The organism is Ohtaekwangia sp. (genome assembly GCF_036568665.1).
Lineage (GTDB): Bacteria > Bacteroidota > Bacteroidia > Cytophagales > Cyclobacteriaceae > Ohtaekwangia.
Window position 1 is genome coordinate 1 of the sequence record NZ_DATCSD010000414.1, and the last position, 13045, is coordinate 13045.

Annotated in this window: 7 protein-coding genes; all 7 read right to left on the reverse strand. The window is 42.7% G+C overall.

The window, feature by feature from the left end; translation table 11 throughout:
- Positions 1-407 precede the first annotated feature (407 nt).
- A complete protein-coding gene (locus tag VIN08_RS24165; RefSeq protein ID WP_331970991.1) occupies positions 408-2333 on the reverse strand; it encodes a glycoside hydrolase family 97 protein in 1926 nt (641 codons plus the stop codon).
- 42 nt (positions 2334-2375) lie between these two features.
- Positions 2376-2771, reverse strand: a complete 396-nt coding sequence (locus tag VIN08_RS24170) for a hypothetical protein (RefSeq protein ID WP_331970993.1) — start codon at positions 2769-2771, stop codon at positions 2376-2378.
- A gap of 50 nt (positions 2772-2821) precedes the next feature.
- A complete protein-coding gene (locus tag VIN08_RS24175; RefSeq protein ID WP_331970996.1) occupies positions 2822-4375 on the reverse strand; it encodes an alpha-L-fucosidase in 1554 nt (517 codons plus the stop codon).
- 304 nt (positions 4376-4679) lie between these two features.
- The gene (locus tag VIN08_RS24180) at positions 4680-6149 is read right to left on the reverse strand and encodes a cellulase family glycosylhydrolase (RefSeq protein ID WP_331970999.1); all 1470 of its coding nucleotides are present in this window, start codon (positions 6147-6149) and stop codon (positions 4680-4682) included.
- 263 nt (positions 6150-6412) lie between these two features.
- Positions 6413-7957 carry a glycan-binding surface protein gene (locus VIN08_RS24185; RefSeq protein ID WP_331971001.1) on the reverse strand — a complete coding sequence of 515 codons (1545 nt, stop codon included), beginning with the start codon at positions 7955-7957 and terminating at the stop codon, positions 6413-6415.
- Positions 7958-7977: 20 nt separating this feature from the next.
- Complete coding sequence (locus VIN08_RS24190; RefSeq protein ID WP_331971004.1) at positions 7978-9606, reverse strand: RagB/SusD family nutrient uptake outer membrane protein; 1629 nt, start codon at positions 9604-9606, stop codon at positions 7978-7980.
- Between the two features lie 6 nt (positions 9607-9612).
- On the reverse strand, positions 9613-12771 hold the full coding sequence (locus tag VIN08_RS24195) for a TonB-dependent receptor (RefSeq protein ID WP_331971007.1): 3159 nt from the start codon (positions 12769-12771) through the stop codon (positions 9613-9615).
- Between the last annotated feature and the right edge of the window lie 274 nt (positions 12772-13045).

The following is a 13045-nucleotide window of genomic DNA, read 5'->3' on the forward strand; positions in this document are numbered from 1 at the left end:
GCACATGATTTCAATGTTTGGAGAAATGACCTGTATATCCTCGCACAGTTATTATTCAAACCGGTTAGCAAGTCTGTATATGATCAACTTAACAAGCCATACCGTTAGATCAGTCTACTCCGAAACTTAACAAAGGCACATATAACATTCGTTATATAGTTATTGCAGACTATATTAATTACTTATGCTCTGGCTATATGTAATTGCCCGGGAAGTGGCCTGCCGTTGAGTCTGACAGAGTATATTGTTTGCGAAATACCCTACCTCGAATAAGATGCGACAAGAATCATCTCGCAGACTTATTCGAGTATAGTAGCAATTGTGTCAGTATTTTACTGGCGCTTTATATAAGTATAAAAAAGATTCACAATAATTTCTCATTGAGAGTCCTGAACCTGCACATTCCTTTAATCGATTGGCTTTAACGATCCGGCAAAACCACCACGTCTCAGGAGCGCGACATTTACTATACTATTTCTAGTAACCACCAGGTATTGTGATGCCAAATCTTTATCGTGGTTGCCATCTGTGATCAGCGTTAGTTTGTATCGCTTTCCTTCGGTGAGAAAAGGAAAAAGAATTATCTGCTTCTTTTCTACATCCTCAGCATTTATACCGGCTATATACCAGTCATCGCCTTTTCTTCGCGCCAACGCGATTTCTTTTCCGGGATACCCACTTACAAATCTCGTGTCATCCCATGCACTGGGTATATCCTTCAGAAAAGATTTCGCTTCATCCTGTAATTGGTAATATCCATCGGGTCTGTCTGCCATGTGTTGCAGTGCCGATTCAAACAAAACGCCAAGCGCCAGTTCATGACCATACGAAGTAATGTGTGGATGTTGAGAATTCGTAAATGTTACCGGAGTATAATCCATCGAGCCAACAACGTTTCTTGTAAACGGTAATATCGAATTGTGTTGAGGTGCTTCGAATGTAAATTCCGGAATGTTGTTATACCATTCCGCTCCCTTCACCGCTTCATAGGTCATGAGATGCGGATAAGTGCGTGCCCATCCTCTTGGAACAATACAACCATGAAAATATACCATGATCTTAAACTTCGCAGCATCTTCCAAAATATCAAGGTAATATTGAATCATGTTTTGCTTTTCACTTTCAAAGAAGTCAACCTTAACACCAGCAATTCCCATCTTCTGAAGTTTGGCAAATTCTTCTGTCCTGTTTGTATGGTTTAGCATCCGATCCTTCGGAGTTGCCCCAACCCACGTGTGATCTCCTCCGGAGTTATACCAGAGCAGCGGCTTCACGCCTTTTGACCGGATATAGTTTACCGCATCGCGGAGATCACCGCCATTTCCCATCGTGTCCCATTCCCAGTCAAGCAATGTATAGGTCCATCCCATCTTCGCAGCAAGGTCGGCAAACGCACACACCACCTGATAATCTTTTGTACCGTGATTACTTGACCAATAATTCCATGACACAAGTCCGGGCTTTATCCAGTCTGTGTCCTGTAACTTCGATGGTGTTGATACATCATCTACCAATGTTGATTCTACTATATCCGCCAGACCACCGATAATGATTACTCGCCACGGAGACTTCCACGGCAATGTAATAGCCGGAGCAGATTTTCCTGTTCCTCTTGCATCATCCGGATTGGGGAACGTAAGTTTATACTTCGTTGCATCAAGCACATTGCTTAATTTGGTTCCACAGTAATTCCCATTCACATCAGCTTCATGCAGCAAAAACCAACACGAACTATCGCTGACGTGAACCAGTGCAGGGTAACACCACTCTTGATTCTGTACGCCATCACCTTTCATTTCAACATACGTTCTCTCGTTGGCAGTGTTCCATGTCTCCATCCAGCGTGTACTCGTTTTTGGAATCGTGTAGGATGTAAATTCATCCTTTACTATAAACGATCCTTTTGTCTCCGGAAATTCATAGCGAAAGGCAACCCCATCATTGTAAGCACGCAACACTATATTTATTTTTGCTTTAGCGGGTGTATCAAAGTAAAAAACTACTTCTGTTGCTGTATTGCTGCGCTTTGAACGTTTACCATGTATAGCTGTATATTCATCTTTTACCAACTGAGGTTGTCCTGTTTTACGCAACGTTAAGTTGTTTGAAAAATCCTGATCACTACGCGACAACCCCAGGTCTATACGCTCAATCACGTCAGCGGTTTTTCCGTTATTCAAGTAGTTTACCTTGAAGTACCAGCCTCCCTGCTCAGTTTTTTTTGATTCAATCAATTCAATCTTTATTTTCTGATTGGGCGATACCACCGTCTTCGTCTGGGAGTACGTGGTAAATGAAATAAACGTTAAAAGTATTACTACTCGCAGATTCATAGTTTTTAAAAAAGTCATTTTTAGTATACAGATATATACCCGTTATAGCGAAGAGGTCAACCATTCTTTGGCACCCGATTCATCAACAAAATACTTCCGCTGAATTTTTCTGGCGGCATCTCCTGCGTGAACAACAGCCATGGAAGCCCTTCCAAAAATATCTTCAGGAACGACATACGCTATTCTGTTAACACCTGCATCTACAAGTTTCCTATACCATACGTCACGAAGGTACTCCTCCGCCCCGGACGGATAAATTTTGACATGCTGGAGATTTATCATGCATCTATTCAAATTGTAAAACCGCAGCATTTCACAGGTATATTCTGTGAGGGCAACCACTTCTTCATAGCTAAAAAATCCATCGCACTTCAAATCTATACACGCGTGTTCCGGAACGTATATAGCACATCCGTTCTCGGTAATATGACTCTTCATTGTTAACTCTTTATTTTATTTCAGATATTCACACTGCGCTGCAAGTGTCGTTATCTGATTTGTATCTTAAATACAACAGCGATATCATTTGAAACAGACTTTGGTTTTTCAATCACCAGTTTATCGGAATATTGTTTCCACGAAAGTTTCTCTTTACTCCCCAGCATTTCGATATGCCTGATATTGACTTTGCCTTTACTTAATGACTTGATGGATATTTTATCAGCCGGAATACCCATTGTAGTAACATACAGTATATCTCCCTTTTTATTAAAGCGTATATCGCTGGCTGTAAGCTTTACTTTTCCTTCATTAAAGCCCTGTGCATTTACCGGGTTAGACGTTTCCGTAGACGGGCCTTCGCCATATACTTCCCACGGACGGGTATCAAAAATACTTTCGCTGTTTACGTTCATCCATGCTGCTATACCTTCCAGTATCGCTACTTCTTTATCGTCTATCGTGCCATCGCCACGAACGGGTATATTTAACAGCAGGTTCCCGTTTTTGCTTACGATATCCACCAGCATGTGAACAACCTCTCTGGCTGATTTATACTGCCCGTTTTCATAAATAGATCTTTTGTAGTGCCAGTCTCCTATACAGGTACAGGTTTGCCACGGGAGCTGTTCAATTTTATCAGCAGCACCACGCTCTACATCCCACACCATACATTTCTTCTGTTCCTCGTTCAACACTTTTCCAAACAGTACACCTTCCAGTTTACCCTGATGTGTTGCCATGTTATGATTATAGTAATGCGCTGCAATTTTTAGTCCTACATCACTTACAGGATATAGGGGAAGAACGGAGTCATCGAAGTAAAGAAGATCCGGATTGAACTGATCGATCAGATCAATTGTCCTTTTATAAAACTTGTCGCAGTATTCAACCGAAGGTATAGATGCGCCATTGTCCCAGTTCCATTGGTTCCACAGAGTATATATATTCTCACTGCCCTTACTCAACGGGTGATTTTGTGCATAGAGTTCTTGCGGATCGAGACCTTCCCACCAGGTTCCTTTGCCATCAGCCTTTGTGAGTCGGCCGTCATACGGAACTCCGGCAAGCGGACCATTCTTATCAGAACGCTGCGATGTTTCCAGCCACGTCCATGTATGGGATGCATGAACACTGAGTCCGAAGGGAAGATTATTATTTTTTGCTGCACGCGCCCAGCCTGCCACTATATCTTTCTTCGGACCAACATTTAGTGTATTCCAGGATTGATACTTGCTGTTCCACAGATCAAGATTATCATGATGATTGGCCATTGCGAAGAAGTACTGTGCTCCTGCCCTTTTATATAGTGCTACCAGTTTTTCAGGATCCCAGTTCTGCGCTTTCCAATCGTTAATCACTTCCTTGAAGCCTGCTTTTGACGGATGCCCATAATGGGCAACGTGCCATTTATAGGGATCACTGCCTTCATCGTACATGAACCGTGCATACCAATCCCCCTGCTCCGGCTGACATTGCGGCCCCCAGTGCGCCCATATACCAAACTTCGCATTGCGATACCACTCTGGAGTATTGTATTGTTTTAATGATTGCCACGTTGGTTCAAATTTACCAGCAGTCTTCAACTCATGGGGTTGACTCATGGCCTGCTGCAGAGAACCTAAGATAATGACTGCAAAAACTACAATTGAGACAGCTTTCATTTATAATTGATGATATATATAGTAGTACAGTGAAAATTGATCTATCACAAGACGGTGATATATAGTATATTTAGATCATGCATTCCGTAAAACCTGTTACGGTGACCTGAATGATGTGAGCACAATAGTTACTATACTTAGGACACATTGACGTTACCATCAATGTGTCCTTCCGATATAGCGATAATTTTTATTTCGTGCCTTCAATCATACATCCGGCACTGGCTGATCATCGTTTAAAAAGTTACTTTGTTCCCGCGATGATAGCATCGATCGTACGCTGATCTTTTACAGTAAGGGTTGACCTGTCCAGCGCAGCTCCTATATCCCACCAAAATGGAATCATACCACTTTGCCTTGCCTGCTTTGTTACCAGCGTTATCCAGTGATCTACAGAATTATTATGTGTCACCAGATCCTTCGGTTCATGTTTACTTCCGTCTCTTCTGTATGCGCCATACTCACCGATCAGTACCGGTATACCTTTATCTACAAATGCCTCCTTTACTCCCTTGAAGTCTCTCAGCTGTGAAGCCTCGTTCCCCCAGTCCCAGGCATCCAGAAAATTACGGTCAGGTTCAATAGAGGATTGATAGTCTTTACCCCAGTAATAAGCCATATTGCCCCAGTTCACATCATCATCCAGGATACAAAACTGCGATGGTGAGTAGTTATGCACTTCAACCATCAGGCGATTAGGCGTTGGGTCTTCAGGAAGTTTACTCATCAATTGAGGTGTCAGTGGCATGGATGTGCTTGGTCCCTGGAGAACAAGAACACGATAGCTATTTCTTCCGCCAGTCGAGCGAACAGCATTGACAAACGTCTGGTGATATCGCGCTAACATTTTCATCTCTTCCGCATTGTCAGCTCCCGGTTCGTTCGCGCTGGCAAACATTAAATGCTCATCGAAATCACGCATGCTTGTAGCAATCTGCTCCCATAATGCCTTTTGTTTCGCATTGATAGTATCCTGCACCGCTTTGCTTCCTTCCCAGCCTTTTTCCAACCAGCCTCCATCCCAATGGATATTCAGTAATACATATACATCATTGTTCACACAATAGCCCACTACTTCTTTTACTCTGTTCAACCATGCCTGATTAATGCGTTCGGTTTTTCTGTCATCAATATGACTCCAATCCCATTGACACGGAATACGAATGGCATTGAAGCCACTTTGTTTTACAAACTTTATGTAGTCTTCTGTAATTATAGGACTACCCCATCCCTGCTCATTATTAGGAGCTTCGAAGGTATTCCCGATATTCCAACCCAATTTCATTTTAGCAGCAAGCTCAACAGCGTTACTGTTCATGCCTGTTGCATCGGGTGCTTTTGGCGAAGTGTTATAGGATGGATATATAGTTGGTTCCTGCGACACGGTGATGCGTCTTCTCTGACCGTTGTTCGAGTCAACCACCAATACCGTAGAACGCTCATTACCCGTAGCATTTTTACTGGCAATAATTTGAATACTGGCACTACCGCTGTTACCGTTTACCTGACTTACCTGCAGCCATGCTTCAGCTGCATTTTGAATAGTCCAGCTATCGTTCGTGACAATAGAGAATTCCGATGTATCCCCTTCAGCGTTGAGCGAGAGTTCCAGTGGAGTTACCGTTAGCTCCGGTGTTACATCATCCTTCTTACAGGAAGCCAAAAAAGTAATCGCCATCAGTAATACTGAAGTCTTTAAAAAACTGGTAATCATGATTGATTGTTTAATGTTGAATGTCATTGTTTTCCGAAAGGGACTTTAGCTCACTATATTCATTTCATCCGGTTGATGCTGGTTACTGTTTTCCTATAGGGTAATCGTTGTACTGGCGATGGCCGCGCTTCCAAAAATATCATTGCCCATTTCAGATTTTTTTTACTATATATCATTCAATATAAATTTAGAAAGAGAACCTGCGGTATCCTGTAACAGGAAGCTCCGCAGGTTTTTACTTTACTGCTATAGGAATACTGGCTTTATCTTTTCACTACTCTGAAGTTATCGAAAGCAGCTTCTATACTTGTCGTTGTCTTCGTGCCGTAGTTATGCAGATAAAGATTCAGATAAGTTTTTCCGGTGGCAATGTTGAGTAGATCTGAAACTTTTGTTATAGGATCACCTTTACCGTCACCAAGGGTAGCATCCTTCTTACGGAAGGACGATAACGGAATTGTCACCGTTTGCCATCCGTCCGTTGTAAAAGCAGCGGATTCCTTAGCAGATATTTTCCAAGGCTCGTATAGCGCTAAATAGTCGCCTTTATCCGTCCTGATACAAAGCGTACCTCCGTTCCAGGGTTTCGTAACATTGATTTCAAATTTGAAGGCCCACTTATCTCCTGAATCATTGAGATTTCCGGACGGCACCCATGCATATTCACCCAGGCGAATGGCGTTGCCATCGCTACCCTCACCAGCCTTTAGCGCAACGCTTTTATATGTGATGTACTGCCCGGTTCCAATTCCATAATCAGCATTATAGGGAGGCCAACCTGTTGTGTTAGGGTCCGAGCTCCAGAGATCTACAGAGCCTCCCCACCATTGCCAACTGAAGTAATCACCCCATTCCAGATTACCTAAAATGCCCAGGCCACCGGCATTTATGAAGCCTATATCATTTACCTTGAATGCCGTGGAGAATGTTCCACCCGGAGTAACAACGGTTACCGTTCCGCTTTCCGTTAGCTTCGGTGATACAAACTTTACTGAATTACCATCCTCCGATTCTTCAAAGGAAGAAATTGTTACACCGGCAAATGTTATACTTTCAACGCTAACAAAATTATATCCGTACAGATATACCGCTTCACCTTCCTGGGGTATCTCATGCGAAATACTGGTAATTATAGGGGGGCCTACTATCCTTATTGAAAAATTACCGGTTCCAATTCCTGTCGTATAGCTGATCGTGTTGACGAGTGAAGCATCTCCACCGGATAAATTAGCAGGCACTTGTACGATCGTACTTGAATCAGTATATACCACGGTACTCAGATCAGCTGCTATACCCTGAAATCTTATATTCGTGGCATTGCTAAGATTAACCCCAACGATGTTGATTTGCTGCTCCGGAAAAACCCTGTCAATCATTTCTCCATCTGTATTTCGAACGTTAACAATAATGGGAGTACCGGTGACGATAATTTCATACGTGCTTATCCCGCCTTTACTAACTACAGTAATTACATTAAGCTTGTCTCTGGGCACTGACAGAAACGGAATAGGGGGCACCTGCACTACAAGCGTTTCATCGGTTGCAAAAGCACGATTGAATGTAGCGGGTATACTTCCAAAGTATACTTGTGATGCAGACGTCATATTTTTACCATGCAACACTACCCACTGGCCGTCATTTAACGATGTAATAATGGTATCGTCTGGCGAGGCGGCATAATTACGAACTTCATCAATGACAGGCACTCGCATATCATCGTCATCCTTGCAACCTGTGATGAACGTTAACATCACCACCGTGCACAAAAGCTGCAACATGCACAGGCGCATATATAGTATATTTTTCATAGTTGATTCCTCCAGTTTAATTAAAATGAATAAGGCACCGCAGGTTCCAGCAATAACGGGTTGGCCGTTATCTCAACAGAGGGTAAAGGCAACGTAAATGTATTCGGGTTAGCGGGTGTAATTACACCATAAGAATCTCCCGGAGTTACTTTACCTGTAGTACCGTCAATCTGAATGTTAACACGGCTATCTTCACCATTAAGACGCTCCAACGCCTTTGCCGGATTGTAATATGAAAGCCTGACGATATCAAACCAGTATTCACCTTCGCCCGCCAGCTCTATTCTTCTTTCTTTGAATAATATAGCTTCGTTAATCAAGCTGACTTCAGGGAGACCTGCCCTTCTTCTTATTTGATTAAAATACCCTACTGCCTGTGCATCGGAGGTTGTTCCATTATTACCCAGAACTGCTTCGACATAAACCAGGTATATATCTGCAAGTCTTAACAATATAGTATGCTCCGGAGAAGATGTATTGGTCATCAGCGGCAGATTAAGATCTTTCTCGTTACCTATAATATGCTTCTTTAAACCACTATTGCCATTGAATTTAAGACCCGTTTTTGTAACACCGTTTTCAACGTAACTTATATTCGTGTTTAATTCAGGGTACTTATCATTCTTATACATGAATGTGGCTTTGCGCCGCAGTGAATCAACTTCAATGGAGTCATTGGCAAGATCGAGGTATTGAAGGTACATATCGTACGTAGCTTCAATAGCAAAGAAACCACCACCCCCATTTATCTGTAACGCGTTGCTGTAAAGCTGGAGCATATTTCCCTGGTACCAACCTCCACCATTTGTTGGCCACTGGAGAGCAAACAGAGACTCTGCATTATCGTTGTTCTGATACTTGAAAACATCGGCATAGTCGGCCAGCAATGATAAACCGCTATTCTCACAAACATTACCAGCATAAAATTTAGCACTATCAAGAAGGTCCTGATTGCGCGTGCCACTTTGATTCAAGCCTGCCCATGTGAGATATACTTTCGATAGCAATCCTTGAGCTGACCATGTAACTACTCTGCCTTTATCCCATGTTGCCGGTAAATTTTTCCGCGCAAATGTCAAATCATTCGCAACAAACTGGTATACATCACTGGCGTGATTTTTATTTACCAACGGTTTATCAAATAGCTTTCTGTTGTCTTCAATGATGGGTACATCACGCCATAATCTTGTCAAAGTGAAATAAGCATAGGCACGCATAAACTTTGCCTCTGCAAGTGCTGCATTGACATCTTCTTTCGGGATATCACTTGCCGCTAATTCTTCTATGGCATGAATAGTGGTGTTGGCATGTGCTATTAAGTTGTACATCGTTCTCCATTCCGTTATCAAATTAGCGTTATAGCCATTGAGCGAAAAAGTATTTAGTTCAACTGCCGGCCCGTTGTATCCCAGTATCATGTTACCCCCCAGAACTTCACCTAATGGCAAATAGCAATCAGAAGACCATGCACCCCATATACTGCCACTATATAAAGAGGCCGTTGCCTTTTTCAGATCTGCAGCAGTTTTATAAAAATTATCGCTCGTTACTGCTGACAGTGCAGGACGATCTAAAAATGAATCACTGCACGATGCCAAAAGAACAGACGTAGCAAGCGATATATAGATTATTATAGATTTTGTCTTCATAGATTTCTATAATGATAAGTTTAAACCAAACGTGATTATTCTTGGCTGCGGATAATAGCCATCATCAATACCTGCATATAGCGGGTTCCATGATCCGATTTCAGGATCCATACCGGAATACTTGCTTATTATAAACAGGTTGGTAGCGCTTGCATACACCTTTAAAGATTTCAGGTGCATTTTTTGAGTCAGGCTATTCGAGAATGTATACCCTAAAGAAACGTTTTTAAGTTTCACAAATGAACCGTCTTCAACATAACGATTCGATACTCTTTGGTTTCCATTTGTTCTATCATTCCGGAGTCCGGGGATCTTCGTATCGGGATTGGTTACATATACATTGTTAACATCGGAAGCCGATCCGTTTGGATCGACCAACGCGAGTTTTGCATAATTTTTTACACCGGAGAAATAGGCTGTATTCCCTTGTGGGTCTTCGTGTGTCTCACGTGTTACATTGTATACTTTGTTTCCAATGTTGGAAGTGAAGAATATAGTTAAATCAAAATTCTTATAGGTAAAGGTGTTATTTAACCCCAATTGCACCTTCGGAAGTGGAGACCCCAGATAGGTTTGATCGCTTTCATCAATAATTCCGTCTCCATTCAAATCCTTGAACTTAAGATCGCCATACCAGATACTTCCGTTTGCATTGGCAAACGGAAGCGGTTGACCATTTCTCACCGGTCTTGCATGTGGCAAAATACCTTTTGCTTCATCACCCAGTACGTCTGTTGGAGTTGCAAAAACACCTTCTACTATATATCCATAAAATTCTCCCAACGATCTTCCCGGCACTGTTCTGGAATATGTAGTGCTAATGGAAGCATCCTTAGCATTTAATGCCGTTATTTTATTTTTGTTATGCGACACAGTAAGGTCAGTTCTCCAGGTCAAGTCTTTACCCCGGAGGTTATCAGAACTTATCTTAAAGTCGAACCCTTTGTTCTCCATGGAGCCTATATTTACATAGGGAGCTTTTAATGAACCCGGAGGCCATGATGAGGTAGCTGTTCCTGAATACAATGGCAATGTGATTTGCATAGCAAGATCATTCGTCTTGCGATGGTAAAAATCAACTGAGAAATTTATCCGCCAATTGAAGAAAGCTCCATCGAGACCGATGTTGTTATAAAAAGTCTGCTCCCATTTCAAATCAGGATTTCCAATATCATCATTCACCAACGCTACACCGCCAAGACCGGTAGACGCTGTAGTAAGCGTACTTGCATATGCATAATCTCTCCCGCCTGCCCGGTTGGTTAAACCTGAACTCAAACGCAGTTTCAATTCATCAACGATATTTACACTTTGAAAAAAGGCCTCGTTATTAATCTTCCATGCTACAGCTCCTGAATAGGATAGTATCCAACGATTTTGTTTAGCATACATAGAGTTTCCATCATAACGGGCATTGCCTGTAACCAGGTAGCGGTCGTTAATACCCAAATCCAGACGGCCGAAGTACGACTCTATTGAAGATTGACCCTTGCTGCCGCCGTTCGTTGCCGTTGCCGGATCACCTGCTCCAATGGTCTGAACTGCGTTTGTAGGAAAATCCATGCGTGATGCACTTAATTGTCTCGAGTAGTTTAATTGCCATTCATGTCCTCCCATGGCAGTCAATTTGTACTTCTCTCCAAACGAATGGTTATAGGTAAGAACAGTACTCATTTCTGAGTGATTGTAATCATTGTAGTCAGCGGTACCGTCATTCTTTCCTTTTATAAGGTTACCCATTACATAGGTTGGGTTAAAGCGGTCGCGGTTATAGATGGAATAGCTTCCCCCGATAGTATTTTTTAAGAGCAAGCCTTTTGCAAGGTCAGTTTCAATATAGGCGTTTGGATATACCTCCTTCCGGTTGGCCTCATCTTTATTAATTAATGCCAGCGCTAAAGGATTTTCTATTGGCGGCACCCAACCGTTGTTATTGTATGCGCCACCCCATGAACCATCGGAATTCTGCACAGCAATATCGGGGGTCATACTCAGCGCCCTCCCAATAACTCCTGAAGTTATAGCATTGACTTTATAGTCAATATTTACCAACTGAAGACCTGCGCCAATTCTCAACCACTTGGTTGTTTTATTATCCAGATTTAAACGGACAGACGTTCTGTCAAACTTAGTTCCGAAAGCAACGCCATCGTTTTGATGGTATGTTCCGGATAAATAGTAGTGCGTTTTTTCATCTCCGCCACTTAAAGAGATTGAATGCTCGCTGACACGCGATGTTCTGAATAACTCCCCTTGCCAGTCTGTTCCTTTACCTAAATACTGAGGATTCTGAAACTCAGGTCTGGCATCAAAACTCCACGTAGGATCTGCTGCCCTTGCGTTTAAGAAGGTTGCATGGTCACGCAAATCCAGAACCGGAAGTCTCTGCAGGAGTTGTTGAAATCCTGTATAATACTGATACGAAACTACTGGAGCTCCCTGCTTTCCTCTTTTGGTTTTGATTAAAATAACTCCATCGGATGCCTGGGATCCGTAGATTGCTGTAGAAGCTGCATCCTTTAGTACTTCAATAGACTCAATTTCAGATGCATTGATACCCGCTGTTGGATTCATACCACCATCTCTAGACCCGGCAGTGCTAAATCTTATACCATCGATTACATACAGGGGATTGCTGCCGCCCAGCGAAGTTATACCGCGAATTTGCACTGAGACACCACCACCGGGTTGTCCGGACACTTGCTGGACAACCATACCTGGCACTCTGCCTTGCAGCGCCTGCTCCAGGGTGCTGACATTCGTTCTTTTTAGCTCATCACCTCTAACGGAAGATATGGCGCCTGTCAGATCTTTTCTTTGCACTTCACCGTAGCCGATAGAAACTACGATCTCCTCAAGCGTTTGTACATCTTCCGCTAATTTAACATCCACAGCTGTCTGCTGTCCTACTACAATCTCCTGCTGCTTATATCCTATAAAGGAGATAACAATTATGTCATCGGGTCTCGCAGAGATTGTGAATACTCCTTCGGCATCGGTCACCGTTCCAATGGATGTACCTTTAACAAGCACACTGGCACCTGGTATGGCAGAACCTGATTCATCTCTCACTACACCGGTTAGTGTTTTCTGCGCCAGAGCATTAAGGCACATGAACATAATTAGTACAGCGATACCAAAACATCTGTAAAGCTTTTTCATCATAGAAATTTGGTTAGGTTAGGTGTTCAACTCTTACGCTGCTGTTCAATGCATCGGAATGTGAAGTCTTCGGGATCGATTCCGGGTGACAACATCTGTAATCGTTTGCAGTAAATTTATGGGCAGGAATGCCTTAAGGATGGTATTGAATCGTCTTGATCAGACGGTTTTAGCGTCTAGGCAGGGTGCCCAAACGTCTCGAACTTATGTATATCATTTTCACCCCAACTTAAGTTCAGCAAAAAGTAAAGCTTGGTTACGCGGAAGAAAGCCAGGT